The organism is Streptomyces sp. 1-11 (assembly GCF_007176755.1).
Taxonomy (GTDB): Bacteria; Actinomycetota; Actinomycetes; order Streptomycetales; family Streptomycetaceae; genus Streptomyces.
In genome coordinates this window covers 45,861-62,860 of the sequence record NZ_BJTV01000011.1, presented here as the reverse complement: position 1 = coordinate 62,860, position 17,000 = coordinate 45,861, and the positions used below count along the sequence as shown (strand labels likewise).

The 17,000-nt window shown below is 75.0% G+C and carries 15 protein-coding genes; 9 read left to right on the top strand and 6 right to left on the bottom strand.

The window, feature by feature from the left end; genetic code table 11:
• Positions 1 to 102 precede the first annotated feature (102 nt).
• Positions 103 to 960, bottom strand: coding sequence for a 3-hydroxybutyryl-CoA dehydrogenase (locus TNCT1_RS23120; protein WP_143635252.1), 858 nt, complete (start codon positions 958 to 960; stop codon positions 103 to 105).
• A 181-nt stretch (positions 961 to 1,141) separates the two neighbouring features.
• Here TNCT1_RS23120 and TNCT1_RS23115 point away from each other — a divergent pair, with 181 nt between their 5' ends.
• Positions 1,142 to 2,416, top strand: coding sequence for a glycoside hydrolase family 10 protein (locus tag TNCT1_RS23115; protein WP_143635250.1), 1,275 nt, complete (start codon positions 1,142 to 1,144; stop codon positions 2,414 to 2,416).
• A gap of 198 nt (positions 2,417 to 2,614) precedes the next feature.
• On the opposite strand, the gene TNCT1_RS23110 is transcribed toward TNCT1_RS23115, so the two are convergent.
• Both TNCT1_RS23110 and TNCT1_RS23105 read right to left on the bottom strand, forming a co-directional pair.
• Complete coding sequence (locus TNCT1_RS23110) at positions 2,615 to 2,815, bottom strand: DUF1918 domain-containing protein (RefSeq protein ID WP_143635248.1); 201 nt, start codon at positions 2,813 to 2,815, stop codon at positions 2,615 to 2,617.
• An 18-nt stretch (positions 2,816 to 2,833) separates the two neighbouring features.
• Positions 2,834 to 3,748: a DMT family transporter gene (locus tag TNCT1_RS23105; RefSeq protein ID WP_143635245.1), complete on the bottom strand. Its 915-nt coding sequence runs from the start codon at positions 3,746 to 3,748 to the stop codon at positions 2,834 to 2,836.
• On the opposite strand from TNCT1_RS23105, the gene TNCT1_RS23100 reads away from it, so the two are divergent.
• The 3 genes from TNCT1_RS23100 (at position 3,747) to TNCT1_RS23090 (ending at position 6,438) form a co-directional block, all read left to right on the top strand.
• On the top strand, positions 3,747 to 5,219 hold the full coding sequence (locus tag TNCT1_RS23100) for a PLP-dependent aminotransferase family protein (RefSeq protein ID WP_143635243.1): 1,473 nt from the start codon (positions 3,747 to 3,749) through the stop codon (positions 5,217 to 5,219). The two genes, TNCT1_RS23105 and TNCT1_RS23100, sit on opposite strands and share 2 nt — an antisense overlap.
• Positions 5,220 to 5,333: 114 nt before the next feature.
• Positions 5,334 to 5,771 carry a GNAT family N-acetyltransferase gene (locus TNCT1_RS23095; RefSeq protein ID WP_143635242.1) on the top strand — a complete coding sequence of 146 codons (438 nt, stop codon included), beginning with the start codon at positions 5,334 to 5,336 and terminating at the stop codon, positions 5,769 to 5,771.
• Between the two features lie 73 nt (positions 5,772 to 5,844).
• Entirely contained in the window at positions 5,845 to 6,438 is a 594-nt protein-coding gene (locus TNCT1_RS23090) for a histidine phosphatase family protein (protein WP_143635241.1), read from the top strand.
• Here TNCT1_RS23090 and TNCT1_RS23085 read toward each other — a convergent pair.
• The gene (locus TNCT1_RS23085) at positions 6,420 to 6,863 is read right to left on the bottom strand and encodes a DUF6314 family protein (RefSeq protein ID WP_143635240.1); all 444 of its coding nucleotides are present in this window, start codon (positions 6,861 to 6,863) and stop codon (positions 6,420 to 6,422) included. The genes TNCT1_RS23090 and TNCT1_RS23085 overlap by 19 nt on opposite strands.
• A 188-nt stretch (positions 6,864 to 7,051) precedes the next feature.
• Entirely contained in the window at positions 7,052 to 7,495 is a 444-nt protein-coding gene (locus tag TNCT1_RS23080; protein WP_143635239.1) for a carboxymuconolactone decarboxylase family protein, read from the bottom strand.
• 322 nt (positions 7,496 to 7,817) lie between these two features.
• On the opposite strand from TNCT1_RS23080, the gene TNCT1_RS23075 reads away from it, so the two are divergent.
• From TNCT1_RS23075 to TNCT1_RS23055, 5 genes are all read left to right on the top strand, one after another.
• Positions 7,818 to 10,430, top strand: coding sequence for a YfhO family protein (locus TNCT1_RS23075; RefSeq protein WP_143635238.1), 2,613 nt, complete (start codon positions 7,818 to 7,820; stop codon positions 10,428 to 10,430).
• Positions 10,424 to 11,374, top strand: coding sequence for a glycosyltransferase family 2 protein (locus TNCT1_RS23070; protein WP_143635237.1), 951 nt, complete (start codon positions 10,424 to 10,426; stop codon positions 11,372 to 11,374). Before TNCT1_RS23075 ends, TNCT1_RS23070 begins: the two co-directional genes overlap by 7 nt.
• Before the next feature lie 2 nt (positions 11,375 to 11,376).
• The gene (locus TNCT1_RS23065; RefSeq protein WP_143635665.1) at positions 11,377 to 11,772 is read left to right on the top strand and encodes a GtrA family protein; all 396 of its coding nucleotides are present in this window, start codon (positions 11,377 to 11,379) and stop codon (positions 11,770 to 11,772) included.
• A gap of 50 nt (positions 11,773 to 11,822) precedes the next feature.
• Positions 11,823 to 12,368, top strand: a complete 546-nt coding sequence (locus TNCT1_RS23060) for a YciI family protein (protein WP_143635236.1) — start codon at positions 11,823 to 11,825, stop codon at positions 12,366 to 12,368.
• A 154-nt stretch (positions 12,369 to 12,522) separates the two neighbouring features.
• Positions 12,523 to 13,941: an MFS transporter gene (locus TNCT1_RS23055; protein WP_143635235.1), complete on the top strand. Its 1,419-nt coding sequence runs from the start codon at positions 12,523 to 12,525 to the stop codon at positions 13,939 to 13,941.
• A gap of 114 nt (positions 13,942 to 14,055) precedes the next feature.
• On the opposite strand, the gene TNCT1_RS23050 is transcribed toward TNCT1_RS23055, so the two are convergent.
• Positions 14,056 to 16,995 carry a M48 family metallopeptidase gene (locus TNCT1_RS23050; RefSeq protein WP_143635234.1) on the bottom strand — a complete coding sequence of 980 codons (2,940 nt, stop codon included), beginning with the start codon at positions 16,993 to 16,995 and terminating at the stop codon, positions 14,056 to 14,058.
• Between the last annotated feature and the right edge of the window lie 5 nt (positions 16,996 to 17,000).

The following is a 17,000-nucleotide window of genomic DNA, read 5'->3' as shown; positions in this document are numbered from 1 at the left end:
GTGTGTGACGGGCATATGCGGGCCCGGCGCGCACACGGCGTGTGAAACAGATGGGCCCGGCACCGAATCCGGTGCCGGGCCCACGGGCGTAGCGGACGGTAATCAGTAGCTGTAGAAGCCCGATCCCGTCTTCCGGCCGAGCCGGCCCGCCTCGACCATGCGCTGGAGCAGCGGGGGAGCGGCGTACAGCGGCTCCTTGTACTCGGCGTACATGGAGTTGGCGATGGAGACGATAGTGTCCAGGCCGATCAGGTCGGACAGCTTCAGCGGGCCCATCGGGTGGGCGCAGCCCATCTCCATGCCGTTGTCGATGTCCTCCCGGCTGGCGATGCCGGACTCGAACATCCGGATCGCGGACAGCAGGTAGGGCACCAGCAGCGCGTTCACCACGAAGCCGGAGCGGTCCTGGGCGCGGATCGCGTGCTTGCCGAGCAGTTTCTCGGCGAAGGCCTGGGCCCGGCTGAGGGTGCCCTCGGAGGTGGTGAGCGCGGGGATCAGCTCCACCAGCTGCTGCACCGGGGCCGGGTTGAAGAAGTGGACGCCCACGACATGGTCGGGCCGGGAGGTGGAGACCGCCAGCTTCACCAGCGGGATGGAGGAGGTGTTGGAGGCGAGGATGGCGTCCGGACGGGTCACCACCTGGTCGAGCACCTGGAAGATCTCCGTCTTCACCTGCTCGTTCTCCACCACGGCCTCGATCACCAGGTCGCGGTCGGCGAACTCGCCGAGGTCCGTGGTGAAGCTGAGCCGCGCCTGCGTGGCCTCCCGCTCCTCCTCGGTGATCTTGCCGCGCTCGGCGGCCTTCGCCAGGGAGTTGTACAGCCGGGTACGGCCGATCTCCAGGGCTTCGCCGGTGGTCTCGGCGACCTTCACGTCCAGTCCCGCGCGGGCGCACACCTCGGCGATGCCCGCGCCCATCTGGCCGCAGCCCACGACTCCGACGCGCTCGATGTCGGTCACATCGTCCCCTTCGCTGGTTCTCCGGCGGCTTTGTCCGGGTGTGGCAGGCCTCCTGGTCGGCGCCTGCTCCGATCGTGCACGTTACCGCCAAGTATCGATGATCGATCGCGCGGGTGGGGGCATCCTGGGGCGCGGGACGATCCGTGAGGGAGCGGATCCGGAGCGTATGGGGGTGGCGGGTATGGGGCGGATCTCACGCCGGGCGTTCACGGCCGCGGCGCTGTCGACACTGGCGGCGGCCGGGGCGGCCGGAGCCCAGGACGCGTACGCGGCGTCCGGCCGGGCGGGCTCCGGCGCCGGGCGGACCGCGGCCGGCCGGCACCGCGCGGCCGCCGAGATGCGGGGCGTGTGGCTCGCGACCGTGGCGAACCGGGACTGGCCCTCGAAGCCGGGCCTCACCGCCGCCGAGCAGCGCGCGGAGCTGATCGCCCATCTGGACCGGGCGGTCCGGGACCGGCTCAACACGGTGATCCTCCAGGTGCGCCCGACGGCCGACGCGCTGTGGCCCTCGCCCCACGAGCCGTGGTCCGAGTACCTGACCGGAGCCCAGGGCCGGGACCCCGGCTGGGACCCGCTGGGCACCGCCGTGCACGAGGCGCACGCCCGCGGCCTGGAGCTGCACGCCTGGTTCAACCCGTACCGCGTCGCCAACCACACCGACCCCGGCCGGCTGGTCGCGTCCCACCCGGCCCGTGTGCACCCGGACTGGGTGGTGCCCTACGGCGGCAAGCTCTACTACGACCCGGGCCGCCCGGACGTCCGCGCCTTCGTCCAGCGGGCCATGCTGGACGCCGTCGCCAGGTATCCGGTCGACGCCGTCCACTTCGACGACTACTTCTACCCGTACCCGGTCGCCGGCCAGACCTTCGACGACGACGCCTCCTACGACCGGTACGGCGGCGACTTCGCCTCCCGGGCGGACTGGCGCCGGGACAACATCGACCGGCTGGTCCGCGAGACGGCGGCCGGCATCCGGCGGGTCCGGCCCGGCACCCGGTTCGGGATCAGCCCCTTCGGGGTGTGGCGCAACGCCACGACCGACCCGCTCGGCTCGGACACCCGGGCCGGCGTGCAGACGTACGACGACCTGCACGCGGACACCCGCACCTGGGTGCGCAACCACTGGATCGACTACATCGTCCCGCAGCTCTACTGGCACATCGGCTTCGCCGCCGCCGACTACGCGACCCTGGTCGACTGGTGGGCGGAGGTGGCCCGGGGCACCGGCACCCGGCTGTACGTCGGGGAGGCGCTGTACAAGGCGGGTGCCGCGGGGCAGCCGTCCGAGTGGCAGGACCCGGTCGAGCTGTCCCGTCACCTGACGCTGGCCGCCCGGTACCCGCAGGTGCGCGGTCACGTCTTCTTCGCCGCCAAGGAGGTGGCGGCGGACCCGATCGGCGCGATGGCACGGGTGGTCGCCGACCACTACCGGCAGCCGGCGAGAACCCCGCGCTGAACCGGCGCGGCCCGTCCGGGACGGAGCTCCCGGCCAGGGCCTGTCTGACAATTCCCGCCGGGCCCGCGACGCCTGGCACCGCACCTCGCCGCGTTGTCGGGTACGCCCAGGTACATCCAGTACAAGGGCGGCCCTCCGCCTTGCGATGCACGGCACCAGACGCCGCGGGCCGACCCGACGTGAATTGTCAGACAGGCCCTAGAGCTGCTGTTCCTTCTCCTTGTGCTTGATCTGGCAGTCAGGGCCGGGGGACATCACGGCCTCGTGTCCGTCCGGGAAACGGACGCGGTAGGGCGGGTTGCCCTCCGAGCCCATCACCTCGACGACTTCCGACACCTGGTCGTGCTGGCCGACCACCCTGCCGTGCTGGACAAGCTGGTCTCCCACGGATGCACGCATCGGCAGGCCCTCCTCACGTCACGCCCGCTGGGTCACGGCGATGCACACGAGCACGGCGACGGCGGTCAGGGGAGCGGCCGCCGTGAGGCCCTCGCCCAGCAGCAGCGCCGACCACACCAGTGTGAGCAGCGGCTGGGCCAACTGCAACTGGCTGGCCCGCGGGACGCCGATGGCCGCCATGCCCCGGTACCAGACCACCAGCCCGAGGAACTGCGAGCCGACCGCCACCCACAGCAGGCCGGTCACCGCGTGCGCGGTCAGCCGCACCGGCTCGTACGACAGCGCCAGCGCGGCACCCGGGACGCTCAGCGGCAGGCACAGCACCAGCGCCCAGCCGATGACCTGCCAGCCCGGCATCACCCGGGCCAGCCTGCCGCCCTCGGTGTACCCGGCCGCGCACACCAGCAGCGCGCCGAAGAGGTAACCGTCGGCGGCGGTGAGCGCGCCGCCGCTCTGGCCGACGGTGAACGCGACCACGGCCGCCGCGCCCGCCAGCGCCGCCAGCCAGAACCGCCGCGCGGGGCGGTGGCCCGTGCGCAGGGCGGAGCAGACGGCGGTGGTCAGCGGCAGCAGGCCGACCACGACGGCGGCGTGCGCGGTGGTGGAGGTCTGCAGGGCCAGCGTGGTCAGCAGCGGGAAGCCGAACACCACGCCGGCGGCGACGACCGCGAGGCCCGGCAGATGGCGGCGCTCGGGCAACGGCACGCGCAGGGCCAGCAGACACCCGCCCGCGACCAGCGCGGCGAGCACGCTGCGGACGGCCACCAGCGTCCACGGCCCGAAGCCCTCCAGGCCCCAGGCGGTGGCCGGGAACGTCAGGGAGAAGGCGAGGACGCCGAGCGCGGCCTGTCCGGCCCCGAAGCCCGGGCGCTCGGCGGCGGGGGCGGTGACTGCTATCGAGGTCGCGGCAGTAGCGCTACTCTGTGCTCTCATGCATGAGCGTAGCAGCGTGGGCGAACTGGCAGAACAGCTCCGCCGGGAAGTGAACCGCTACTCACCTGGTGGAAAGCTGCCGTCCAGCCGGGCCCTGGTCGAGCGGTTCCGGGTGAGCCCGGTGACCGTCTCCCGGGCCCTGGCACAGCTCGCCGCCGAGGGACTGGTGGTGACCCGGCCCGGCGCCGGCGCCTTCCGGGCCGGGCCGCGCGCCGCCGCCGCGCCCGCCGGGGACACCTCCTGGCAGGAGGTCGCGCTGAGCGCCGACGGCGCCGAGCCGGCGCCGCGCACGGTGGACGCCTCCGGGGTCACTGTCTCGCTGGCGGCGCCGCCGCCGGGCGTCCTGGAGTTCAGCGGCGGCTACCCGCACCCCTCCCTGCAGCCGGAGCGGGCGATGGCCGCCGCCCTCGCCCGCGCCGGGCGGCGGCCCGGCGCCTGGGAGAGACCCCCGCTGGAGGGGCTGCCGGAGCTGCGGGAGTGGTTCGCGCGCGGCATCGGCGGCGCGGTCACCGCCGCCGGGGTGCTCATCGCGGCCGGCGGGCAGTCGGCGCTGGCCACCGCCCTGCGGGCGCTCGCCCCGCCCGGCGCCCCGGTGCTCGTCGAATCGCCCACCTACCCGGGCATGCTCGCCCTGGCCCGCGCCGCCGGGCTGCGCCCGGTCCCGGTGCCGGTCGACCCCGACGGGGTGCGCCCCGACCTGCTCGCCGACGCCTTCCGGGCGACCGGCGCCCGGGTCTTCGTCTGCCAGCCGCTCTTCCAGAACCCGACCGGCGCCGTCCTCGCCCCCGGCCGCCGCGCCGAGGTGCTGCGCATCGCCCGGGCGGCGGGCGCCTTCGTGGTCGAGGACGACTTCGTGCGCCGCATGGTGCACGCGGACGCCGGGCCGCTGCCCCGCCCACTGGCCGCCGACGACCCCGACGGCGTCGTGGTCCACGTCGGCTCGCTGACCAAGGCGACCTCGCCCAGCTTCCGGGTGAGCGCACTGGCCGCCCGCGGGCCGGTGCTGGAGCGGCTGCGGGCCATCCAGGTGGTGGACAGCTTCTTCGTGCCCCGGCCGCTGCAGGAGGCCGCGCTCGAACTCGTCGGCTCCCCGGCCTGGCCGCGCCACCTGCGGGCGCTGTCGGCCGAGCTGAAAGCGCGCCGCGACACCATGACCGCCGAACTCGCCCGCCACCTGCCCGAGTTGTCCCTGCCTCACATCCCGTCCGGCGGCTACCACCTCTGGGTGCGCCTCCCCGACGGCACGGCGGGCGCCGGCGGCTCGGGCCCCGGGGCGGAGTCCGCCCTCACCGCGGCCGCGCTGCGCGCGGGCGTCGCCGTCACCCCGGGCCGCCCCTACTTCAGCGCCGAGCCCCCCGCCGGCCACCTCCGCCTCAGCTTCGCCGCAGTCGCGGGCACCGGCGAGATCGCGGAGGGCGTGCGCCGCCTGCGGACCGCCTGCGACGAGGTGTTCCGGCGCGGCGCCCGCTGACCCCGGGGCGCACGGCCGGGCCGCCGTCGGCCGCGGCGCGCCGAGGGCCGAACCCACCGGTCCGGCGGCGAAACGGGGTCGACGCCGGGCCCGGCGGCCTGTGAGGATGCCGGCATGAGCGACGCACCCGAGCTGCCCGACGGCTACGAGTTCTCCGCCGACACCGGCCGCGTGGACGTGGACCGCGTGCACGGCTGGCTGTCGTCCGACGCCTACTGGGCGCTCGGCAGACCCCGCGAGAAGCACGAGCGCGCCATGGCGGAGTCGGTCAACTTCGGCGTGTACGACGCGGCCTCGGGGGAGCAGGTGGCGTACGCGCGGGTGGTGACCGACCGGGCGCTGTTCGCGTGGCTCGCCGACGTGTACGTCGACCCCGCCGTGCGCGGCAAGGGAGTGGGCACGGCGTTCGTCGGCCTGATCCGCGAGCACCTGCGGCCCTACGGGCTGCGCCGCATCCTGCTGGCCACCGAGGACGCGCAGGAGGTGTACGCCAGACTCGGCTTCCGGCCGGTCGACCACCCCGGGCGCTGGATGGTGCACTCCTTCGAGTGAGCGGCTTCCTACCCTCGGTAACATCCGTACGGCAGCCCTTGACCTGGATACCCCCTGGGCCCACCATCACGGCATGCCACTTCGGGTGACGTTCGTCGCCGCGGCGCGCAGTTCCCCGCTGCTCGCGGAGCGCTTCGAGGACGACCGGCCGCTGGACCAGGCCGGCTGGGACGAGGTGCAGCGCGCCGCCGGGGACCTGCTGCCGCTGGCCGCGGCCGAACTGCGCTACTGCTCACCGACCCCGCGCAGCCGCGCCACCGGCGACGCCCTCGGATACGCCCCGCTGGTCCAGCTCGCCCTGCGCGACTGCGACATGGGCCGCTGGCGCGGGCTGACGCTGGGCGAGGCGATGGCCCGCGAGCCGGAGTCCGTGGACGCCTGGCTCGCCGACCCGCGCTCCGCACCGCACGGCGGCGAGTCGCTGCTCGCCTTCATCTCCCGGGTCGGCGGCTGGCTCGAGACGCGCCCCGCCGACGACGGCGGCCGGATCGTCGCGGTCACGGAGCCCTCGGTGATCCGCGCGGCCCTGGTGTACGCCCTGAAGGCGCCGCCCGCCGCGTACTGGAACATCGACGTCCGCCCGCTGTCGGTGACCACCGTGGCGGGCCGCTCGGGCCGCTGGAACCTCCGTCTCGACGGCGTCCTCGCTCAGCCCTCGCGCACGTAGTCCGTGGTGAGCACCAGGTCCTTCGCGGGCCCGCCCACCCGCCACACCGTCCGCCAGCGGTCGGCGTCGGTGACGGTGAACTCGCCGCGGTAGAAGTCGGCCGCGCAGGGGTGGGCGGCGACGTACCGCCCCGAGGTCAGGTCCAGCTCGTGGAAGGGCCGGCCGTCCGCGAACCGCACGTCCGCCGTGCCCGGCTCCCGCCCAGGCAGGAAGCGCAGCGTCCGCGTCGCGGGCCGTGCCACGCCCCGCCAGGTGAACTCCCCGGACTCCTCGTGCAGCAGGCCGCCGCCGTCGAGCGGGCTGAACACGGTGACCCCGGTGAACCGCCCCTCGTCCCCGCCCGCCAGGTCCCGCACCCGGCGCTCCACCCGCCAGCGCCCGGCCAGATGGGCCAGCACGTCGGGCACCGGCACGAGATCGCTCACCGCCGGTCCTATCGGGACCCCGGCCGCGGGCCCGTCCGGCGGCCCGGCGGGCGACTGCCGCCCGGCGGGCCGGCGAGGCATCGGCTCATGCATGCCCCGAGTCTACGAGCGGGTCCCGCGCCGCCCCGGGGCGGCCTCGGAGCACGCCTCCCAGTGCGACGCCTTCCCGGCGGACTCCGCCGCGTCCCTCAGGGCCGGGCGGTGGAGGCCGCCCCGGGCGCGGGCGGCTGCCCCACCGGCAGCAGCCCGCGCTCGGCGAAGACCTTCTTCGCGGCGAACGTGGCGTTCAGCGCCCTCGGCATGCCGCAGTACACGGCGGAGTGCAGCAGCGCCTCCGTGATCTCCTCCGGAGTGAGACCCACGTTCAGGGCCGCGCCCACGTGCACGTCGAGCTGGGCCTCGCAGCCGCCGAGCGCCGTGAGGACGCCCAGCGTGACGAGCTGGCGGTCGCGCGGCGCCAGTCCCGGCCGGTCGTAGATCTCCCCGAAGGCCCAGGAGACGACCTGGTGGCCCAGCTCCGGGCTGACGTCCGCGAGCGAGTCGACGACCCGCTGCCCGGCCTCGCCGTCCACCGTCCGCAGGACCGCCAGGCCGTGGGCGAAACGCTCGTCACGCGTGGTGCTCTCGCTCATGTCGTACATCCCTTCCGGGCCGCCGCCGGACGCGGCCGCCGTTCGCCGTCACCGGAACGCTAGGAGCTGGAGCGCACTCCAGGTCAAGACCCGCCGCGCACGCCTCCCGCCCGCGCCGTACAGAACGTCGATTCACCTTGAAAACATCTTCCCGAAATTCCGTGTTTTCCGGGGCGCCGAGAAATTCACGACGCGTTCAACGTATTCGGAACGGAAAGCCTCACTTCTCGATGTGCGCACAACCATCCCTGATCAGGCCCCGTCTGATACGGCGAAAACGAGAAGATCGAGGAATTCGAATTCGCTGGGGGCCTGCCGAACAATGGACCGCACGACCCGGCCCGAGGGGCCGCGCACGACGGCACGCGCCGCCCTGCTCGCCGCCGTCGTCACCGTCACCGCCTTCTGCGCCGCCGACGTCCTCGCGCGCAGCCGGCCCTTCGGCCCCCGCACCCGTGACGTCAACGACCTGGGCAACCAGTACATACCGTTCCACGCCCACCTGTGGGACCTGCTGCACGGCCGCGCCGACGGCGGCCTCCTCGTCAACTGGCAGTCCGGCTACGGCGCCGGCTTCCTGCCCGACCTCGGCACCTATCTGGGCAGCCCGTTCGCCCTGCTCGTCGCCGTCTTCCCGCGGAACGAGATCGACCTCGCGGTCTACGTGATCACCGTCCTGAAGACCGCGTCGGCCGGCGCCGCCATGGCCTGGCTGCTCCTGGCCCTGCGCCCCGGACGCTGGTGGGCGGCCGGCCTGCTCGGCGCCTCCTACGCCCTGTGCGGCTGGAGCGTGGCCGACGCCTCGTACAACCCCATGTGGCTGGACGGCCTCATCGCCCTGCCGCTGCTCTGCCTGGCCGGCGAATGGGCGCTCGCCGGACGCCGCCGGGTGCTCGGCGTCCTCGTCGTGGCCCTCGCCTGGACGGCCAACTTCTACACCGCCTACATGGCCACCCTCGGCGCCGGACTGGTCCTGCTGCTGCGCCTGCTGCTCGCGGACCCGCCCCGCCGGCGTGCGCTCGCCGCGGCCGGCCGGGCCGCGCTCACCGCCGCCCTCGGCATGGGCCTCGCCGCCCCGCTGGTCGCCGTCGTCTACTTCGGCACCGAACACGCCTACCCCGGCAGGTTCCACGCGTTCAGCCCGGTACCGGACGAGGACCTGCTGGCCCGGCTGCTGCCGACCACCTACGGCTTCGGCTCCCCGGCCCTCTACGTGGGCCTGACCGCCCTGCTGCTCGCTCTCGCCCTGCCGTTCCACCGCGCGGTCCCGGCCCGGGTGCGCACCGGCTGGACCCTGCTCGTGCTGCTGGTGACCCTGTCACTGCAGTGGACGCCCACCCATCTCCTGTGGCATGCCTTCGCCACACCGCAGGGCAGCCCCTACCGGCAGGCCTTCGTGGTGTGCGGACTGCTGGTCATCGCCGCCTGGCACACCCTCTCGTACGGCCCGCCGCCCCCGCGCGTCCTGGCCGCCGCGGCCGCGCTGCTCGCCCTGGTCGCCGTCCTCGCCGGCCGCAGCCACCTGGTGCGCCCGCACACCTGGCCGGTGCTGCTGCTCGCCGCCGCCGGGGCGCTCGGCGGCCTGGCCCTGCTGGGCCGCGCGGACTCCGGGCGGCGCGCGCGGGCCCTGGCCGGGCTGGCCGCCGTGCTCCTGCTCGGCGCACAGCTCGGCGAGAGCGCCGCCACCTCCGCCGTGGCCACCCGGGCGCGCCTCGCCCACCTCGACGACTACGCGCCCTGGGGGCCGCGGCAGCAGCGGCAGGCGGCGGCGATCGCCCGGGCCGACGGGTGGCCCCGGTACCGCACCGACCCCGGCCGCGAACAGACCGTCGCCAACGACCCGTTGCTGGTCGGCGGCCAGGGCGCCCAGTACTACAGCAGCCTCACCTCCGACGTGCTCAGCCGCACCCTCACCGCGCTCGGCGGCGGCTGGACCTCCCGCGGCCGGAGCGTGCAGAGCCTGGACAACCCCGTCACCGACGTCGTCTTCTCCGTCGGCGCCCGGGTGCACTCCCCGCCGGACCCGCACCAGTCGAGGCCGCCGCACGACGGCGGCGGCGGACCGGTCACCGTCACCCGGCGGGACGTGCCGCCCCTGGTGACCGTGCGCGACGCACCCGCGCGTACCGGGTTCGGGCCGTCGCCCTACCGCAACCAGGAACTGCTGCTCGGCAGCCGCGTCTACACCGTGCCCCGGACCACCGTGCGCGACGACGCGGGGCGGCCCGCACCGGGCGGCGGGGTCGGCACCGGCAACGCGCTCGCCCACCCGACGGTCACGGCCGGCTGCCCGGCCGGCAGCCAGGTGTTCCTGTGGGCCCCGCACTTCTCGGGCACCGCGCGCCTGGACGGCGCCCGGGCCGACGCGCGCTTCCGGTTCGCCCACCCGCGCAACCGCGCCGCCATGGAGCCGCTCGGACCCGCCCCGGCGTCCGGACGGCTGCGCGTCACGCTCACCCCCGACCGGCCCGGCCGCGTCCCCGGCGGCGCCGTCGGCTGCCTGGACACCGGCCGCCTGCGCGCCGCCGCCGCCCGCCTGACGGCCACCGGCGCCACGCGGGTCACCGTCTCCGACGGCACCCTGCGCGCCGAACTGCCCGCCCGCAGCCGGGGTACCGCCGTCGTGGCCGTCCCCCGGACCGCCGGCTGGCGGTGCGCCGCGGGCGACGGCCGGCCCCGGCCCGCCGAGTCGTACCACGGACTGATCGCCGTCCCGCTCGACGGCGCCTCCACCTCGCTGACCTGCACCTTCCACCCGCCCGGCCTGCGGCTGGGCGCAGTCGTCGGGGCCGGCTCGCTCCTGACGCTCGCCGTGCTCGCCGTGCTCGGGGCCGTGCGCCGCCGGCGCGTCCCGGCACCGCACCCGACCACACCGCCACGCGAGCGCGTGACCACCGTGCTCCGACCGCGCCCTGGGGGAGACCCGTCATGCTGATATCGATCGTCGTGCCCTGCTACGACGAGGAGGCCGTCCTCGAACGGTTCCACGAGGCGGTCCAGCGGACCGCCGACGAACTGCTGCCGCTCGGGCACGACATGGAGTTCGTCTACGTCGACGACGGCAGCCGCGACCGCACCCTCGCCGTGCTGGAGGACCTCGCCGGGCGCGACTCCCGGGTGCGGTACGTCTCCTTCAGCCGCAACTTCGGCAAGGAGGCGGCCCTGCTGGCCGGCCTCCGGCACGCCGGCGGCGACTCGGTCGTCGTGATGGACGCCGACCTCCAGCACCCGCCCGAGCTGATCGAGCGCATGGTCCGGCTGCGCGAGCAGGGCCACGACCAGGTCATCGCCCGGCGCACCCGCGCCGGCGACCGGCTCACCCGCACCCTCACCGCCCGCCTGTACTACCGGCTCGTCAACCGCCTGGTCGACGTCGAACTGGTCGACGGCGTCGGCGACTTCCGCCTGATGTCGCGCCGCGTGGTGGACGCGGTGCTGGCCCTCACCGAGTACAACCGCTTCTCCAAGGGCCTGTTCGCCTGGGTGGGCTTCCCGAGCACCACCTTCGAGTACGAGAACGCCGCGCGTGAGGCGGGCCGCACCTCCTGGAACCTGCGCAGCCTGCTCAACTACGGTCTCGACGGCCTGCTGTCCTTCAACAACCGGCCGCTGCGCGCGGCCCTCTGGCTCGGCATGGGCCTGCTGCTGTGCGCCGGCCTGTACACCACCTGGATCGTGGGCGCCGCACTCGTCAACGGCGTCGACACCCCCGGCTATGTGACCATCATCACCGCGGTCACGGCCCTCGCCGGCGTGCAGATGGTCATGCTGGGAGTCATCGGGGAGTACACCGGCCGCATCTACTACGAGGTGAAGGGGCGTCCGCACTTCCTGGTCAAGGCGACCAACGTGGAACGAACGAAAGACCTCATCCCTTGATTCTGAGACAGATCGTCACCTTCGCCGTGGTCGGTGTCGTCAACACGGCCGTCTACTACGGCCTTTACCTGTTGTTCCTGCACCGGCTGCCCTATCTCGGCGCGCACGTTCTGGCATTCCTGCTCAGCATGGTCGGATCCTTCTTCCTCAATGCGCGGTTCACCTACCGGACGCGGCCCACCTGGCGGAAATTCCTGCTGTTCCCGCTGACGAACGTCACCAATTTCCTCGTCACCACCGCGGGCGTGTACGTGATCGTGGACGTCCTGCACGCCGGGAGCCGCTTCGCCCCGCTGCTCGCCTCCGCCGCCGCGATCCCGGTGACGTTCGTGGTGTCCCGCCGCATCATGCTGCCCGGCGGCAGGAGCGCCGGCGACCGGCCGCGCCTCTCGGCGTGACGCCCGAATCCGGTTGAGACACGGGCCCGCGGTACGCCAGGGTCCACGGCATGGAGTTCTTCTGCTACCACCGCGACCGGCCCGGCTCGACGGCGTTGCGCGGCGAACTGACCGAGGAGCACTGGTCGTACATGGACCGGTACGCGGCGGAACTGATCGCGCGCGGCCCGACCTTCGCCGGGGACGGCACGCCCACGGGCAGCGTGCACATCGTCGACCTGCCCGGCCCCGCCGCCGCCCGCGCGTTCGCCTTCGACGAGCCCAACCACCAGGCCGGCGTGTACCGGGACGTGCTGCTGCGCCGGTGGCGCGACCTGCTGGGGCGTACCATGTGGGACTTCCCCGGCGGGGCGGCCGGCGGCAACCGGTACCTGGTGCTCGGGCTCGGCGCGCGGGGGACCACCGGGCCCGAGGTGCCGCCCGGGCGGGACGACCTGATCGCGTTCGGGCCGCTGCTCTCCGACGACGGCGCCACCTGGCTGGGCACGGCGGCCCTGGTCCGGGCCCCGGACCCGGAGACCGCCCGGGCCGTCCTGGCCCCGGACGAGTACGCCGCCGTCGAGGTCCACGACTGGGAGTTCGGCGGGCGGCGCTGAGCGGACCGTGCCGCGGCCCCGGCCGGCCGCGGCCGGTTGGTCCGTCCGGTCCATGCGGGCCGCCCGGCGGCCCGGGGTCGTCGATCGGCGCGCCCGCGCCGCCTAGCATGCTCACCGCTCAGGGGTTCCCCGGACCGAGGACGGAGTCGGCGACGTGCCCTTCGCTGAGTCCGCGGGCGGCGGGCCCGCGCCGCCCGGCCCGGCCCCGTCGGCGGCGCCGCGCTCCACGGCGCCGCTGCTGGCCGTGTGCGCCGGGTACTTCATGGTCATCCTGGACGTCACGATCATCAACGTGGCCGTGCCGGTGGTCGGCCGGGACCTCGGCGCCTCGCTCACCGGCATCCAGTGGATCACGGACGGGTACACCCTGGTCTTCGCCGGCTTCCTGATGACCGGCGGCGCGCTGGGCGACCGGCTGGGCAACCGGAGCGTCTTCCGCGCGGGCACCGGGGTGTTCACGGCGGCCTCGGCGGCGTGCGCGGCCGCGCCGGACGCCTCCCTGCTGGTCGCGGCCCGGCTGCTGGAGGGGCTCGGCGCGGCCCTGATCGTGCCCGGCTCCCTCGCCCTGCTCCAGGAGGCCTATCCGGAGCCGGCCGCCCGCTCACGGGCCTTCGGGCTCTGGGGGTCGATGGCCGGCATCGCGGCCTCCGCCGGGCCGCTGCTGGGCGGGCTGCTGGTCTCCACGGCGGGCTGGCGCTGGGTCTTCCTGATCAACCTGCCGGTCGGCGTGGTCTGCCTGGTGCTGACGTCCCGGTTCGTGGCGCCCTCGCCGCGGCACCCCGGCCGGGCCCTGGACTGGCCGGCGCAGTGCGCCGTGGTGGCGGCCGTGGCGCTGCTCACCGCCGCGCTCAACGAGGCGGGGCGGCGCGGCTGGACCGACCCGGCCGTGCTCGCCGGTCTCGCCCTGACCGCACTCGCCGTGGCGGCGTTCGCCGTGCGCGAGCGGCTCGCCCGGTCTCCCGCCCTCCCGCCGGCGCTGCTGCGCTCCCGGGCGATGAGCGGCGGGGCCGCCGTCGGCCTGCTGTTCAACTTCGCCTTCTACGGCATGGTCTTCACCGCCAGCCTGTACTTCCAGCACCAGCGCGGCTACAGCGCCCTGCGGACCGGGCTGGCCCTCTTCCCCGCGGTGGCGATGACGATGTTCGCCTCCGTGCTCTCCGGGCGGCTGAGCCGCCGCACCGGCGACCGTCCGCTGGTGGTCTCCGGCATGCTCCTGGGCGCCCTGGGGCTGGCCGGCTGGGCCGCGGCCGGGCCGGATCCCGCGTACCCGCTGCTGGTGCTCCCCATGATGGCCGCCGGGTTCGGCACGTCCTTCGCGCTGACCGGCTCGACCGCCACCGTGATGGGCGCGGCGCCCCCGGCCTACGCGGGCGCCGCCTCCGCCCTGTTCAACACCACCCGCCAGGTCGGCAGCGCCACCGGCGTCGCCCTGGGCGGCAGCCTCCTGGCCACCGGCACCGACTACGGCACCGGCCTGCGCACCGCCATGGCCGCCGGCGCCCTCGCCTACCTGTCCGCCGCGGCCCTCGCCTGGCGGAGCGTCCCGGTCCGGGCGGCCCCGCCGGGCCGCTGACGCGCCGGCCGCGCCCGGCGCACCCCACCCGGCCGGCCCGGCCTCCCGGCCGGCGAGGCGGCCCCGCGGCCGCACCGGGTGCCGGTCCGGGCCTGGACCGAGTGCCGCCCCGCACTACATGCCGCCCGCGCGTTCGACCGCCTTGATCCGGGAGTCGATCGCCTCGCCGAGGAGGCAGGCCGCGCGCAGCTCGCGGAACGACGTGCCGAGGGCGTCGTGCGCCTCCTTCAAACGGTCGGCGTCCAGGTGGGCAAGGGCCTTCCGGCAGTTCAGGGTCGTGTAGGCGGCGTTGAGCATGAACCGCTCCCACAGCTTCTGCGCCTGGGGGTCGGGGACGTCGAAGTACGAGGCCGCGTCGAGGACCGTCCGGCCGATGCGCTCACAGTTGGGGCGTATGCGATCGAGGTAGGAGGGCGGCTTCTTCCCGGCGACGAACACCCGCCCGATCGCGGCGATGCCGTCCCGTTCGCGGCGGACACGCTTCAGGAGTTCCTCCCCGCCGAGCCGGCTCCAGGCGTTCACCTGCATCGCCCTGATCCGCGGGGAGACCGGCCCGGTCCTGATCCTGGGCTGCACCTTCCGGGCCTGCTCCTGCGAGTCGCGCAGGGCGGACTCCTGCCAGTGACGGACGTCGGAGCTGGCCGCGACCACCTCCTCCTGGTGTGCCGCCCGGGCCGCGGAGACCGTCAGCGCCAGGGCGCACAGCGCCGCCGGCAGGACGCGGCGCACGCGCGGACCCTCCCTCCCCCGCGGCGCCGGGGAGGCGGGCCGCCGCCGGAGCCCGGGCGCCCTGCGGACGGCCGACACCGTCGCGGCCACCACGAAGGCCGCGACGGTCACGGTCATCACCGCGAAGTCCAGGACGGTGTGGGAGTCCGTCCAGCCGGCGAGCCTGCCGGGCCGCCATCCGCAGGACGACTCGAAGAGGCTCAACCGGTCGACGCAGCCGTCGAAGGTCAGCAGCGCCACCGGGGCGGCCAGGCCCACCAGCACGGTGGTCTGGGCGGCGGCGAGAGTGACGAGCAGCCGGTAGCGGTCCGCCCGCACGGCGGCGACCACGGCGGCCGTGAGGGCCGCCGCGGTCAGCGCGACGAAGGTCCAGGCGAGGAAGAGCAGCCCCGGAACGCTGGCCCGCCGCGGATCGGCCCCGGAGACGCCGGCCTGCGGGATCAACAGCACCGCCACCACGACGGCCCAGCACCCGACCCCGCACAGCAGGCTCGGCGGCATCACCCGGCGCATCCCGGGCAGGGCCTCGGCAGGCGGCTCCACGGCGCCCTCGATGTCGCGTGCGGCGCCGCGCGTCCAGGGCGGCGCGCCGGGACGAGGGCGGAGCGCCCAGGCCGCCAGCGGCACGACCCACAGGGCCGCGACCGCGAGGCCGACGAGCGGCACTCCTTGCGCCAGATTCAGCATGAACGGGGAGACGAGGGCGATCGCCGACAGCATCGTCCGGTGGTCCGCGGCCGGGCCGGGGTACACCTGCTCCAGCCACTGCCGGAACCCCGCGGGGTCGTACCACCATCCGGTCGCGAGCCGCACCCCGTAGCCGTGCCACCAGGTGAACCACTGCGCCAGTGCCAGTCCGCCCGCCACCAGGCTCACGACCAGGGCCGGCCGGAGCGTGCGCCCCCGCCACGTCCTGACCCACAGCTGGGCGCACTGAGCGGTCCACCAGGTGAAGGCGGGGCCGCCGAGCAGGAACTGCAGCAGCAGCGTGCTCCGGCTCGGGAAGAACTGCGCGATCGTGCCCTGACCGCTGATCAGGTTGCCCACGGTCATGCCGGCCCCCAGCCACAGCCCCGCCCGGATGCCGGAGGGAGGGCGGCGCCCGGTCAGCACCGCGTGGATCACCGCCCGCCACAGGGCGGTCCCGACGACCCCCGCGACCGTGCCCGCCGCCACCAGCGCAGCCGCCTGCCCGACGAGCTGGCCGACCGTGTACTGGACGTACGGCATCGGGGCGGCCAGGAGCTGGGTGTTGATCAGAACGGCGCCGGCGCCGGTCAGGAACATCGGCAGGGCGAAGACGCCGTACACCGGACCGGCGTCCGTCAGGGCGTCCTGGCGCAGGTCCCACCGGGGATGGGGGCGCCACAGACCCGCGAACGTGGCCAGTTCGCGGGTCAGCACGCCGCCCCTCTTCGCCGGCGCCGTGCCGTGCCAGCCGCGGGGGTCGGCGCCCCAGCGCGCCGCGGCGCGATCGGCGTGGAACTCCCGGCTGCGCAGGACGTCCGACCGCGCGAGGTACACCAGGGCGGTGAGGAAGGCCACCAGCAGGACACTGCGCGAGGGGACCGCCAGCAACCGGCTGCCGGACCGCAGCCCGTTGAAGAGGATCATGGCCAGCCCCACCAGGTACGGCGGAGCGGCCAGGGCCAGGAAGACCCGCCAGAGGGCGACCGTCGCGTAGGTGAGGGTGATGTCCCCGTTGCGTATGTGGGCGAACTCGTGCAGCAGGACCGCGCGGAAGCCCTCGGGGTCGCGGACCCGGCGGGCGAGCAGGCCGCCGTGCAGGCTCAGGACCGGCTTCCCGGTGCGGCCGAACACCAGCGCCCCGACGGAGGCGGCCGCCGGGTCCACCACGACACGCGGCATCCGGGCCACCCCGGCCACCGAGGCGACCTCCTCCAGGACGCGCCGGATCTCCCCGTCCCCGTCCACCGCGGCCAGCGGGACCACCCGGCTCCGCCGGGCCTTCCACACCGGCAGCCAGCCGAACAGCGCGACGGCGGCGGCGGCCAGCAGGGCCAGCCAGGAGACGGGCACCCACCACGGCGGCGGCTGTGCGAAGCGGCGCTGGCAGTTCGCGTACGCCATGCCCTGGTTGATCTGGCTGACGGCGGCCTGCAGATCGGAGGGGTGGCTGGGGTCGAGCCCCGCGGCGAGGCCGCAGCCGGAGGAGTCGGCGTGCGAGACCCACCAGATGGCGACGTACATCAGCATCAGGCCGCTGGTCGCCAGGATCAGGATCACCAGAACGGCGAACCGCACGGTGGTGCCGTCGCCGACCGGCCGCGTGTCACCGCAAGCCGTCCCCGTGTCCGCTGCCACCGCCG

Bases quoted from the DNA above. Each gene is read 5' to 3' on its own strand.
- TNCT1_RS23115 (WP_143635250.1), top strand. From the start codon at position 1,142: ATGGGGCGGATCTCACGCCGGGCGTTCACGGCCGCGGCGCTGTCGACA.
- TNCT1_RS23110 (WP_143635248.1), bottom strand. From the start codon at position 2,815: ATGCGTGCATCCGTGGGAGACCAGCTTGTCCAGCACGGCAGGGTGGTC.
- TNCT1_RS23100 (WP_143635243.1), top strand. From the start codon at position 3,747: ATGCATGAGCGTAGCAGCGTGGGCGAACTGGCAGAACAGCTCCGCCGG.
- TNCT1_RS23105 (WP_143635245.1), bottom strand. From the start codon at position 3,748: ATGAGAGCACAGAGTAGCGCTACTGCCGCGACCTCGATAGCAGTCACC.
- TNCT1_RS23095 (WP_143635242.1), top strand. From the start codon at position 5,334: ATGAGCGACGCACCCGAGCTGCCCGACGGCTACGAGTTCTCCGCCGAC.
- TNCT1_RS23090 (WP_143635241.1), top strand. From the start codon at position 5,845: ATGCCACTTCGGGTGACGTTCGTCGCCGCGGCGCGCAGTTCCCCGCTG.
- TNCT1_RS23080 (WP_143635239.1), bottom strand. From the start codon at position 7,495: ATGAGCGAGAGCACCACGCGTGACGAGCGTTTCGCCCACGGCCTGGCG.
- TNCT1_RS23075 (WP_143635238.1), top strand. From the start codon at position 7,818: ATGGACCGCACGACCCGGCCCGAGGGGCCGCGCACGACGGCACGCGCC.
- TNCT1_RS23070 (WP_143635237.1), top strand. From the start codon at position 10,424: ATGCTGATATCGATCGTCGTGCCCTGCTACGACGAGGAGGCCGTCCTC.
- TNCT1_RS23060 (WP_143635236.1), top strand. From the start codon at position 11,823: ATGGAGTTCTTCTGCTACCACCGCGACCGGCCCGGCTCGACGGCGTTG.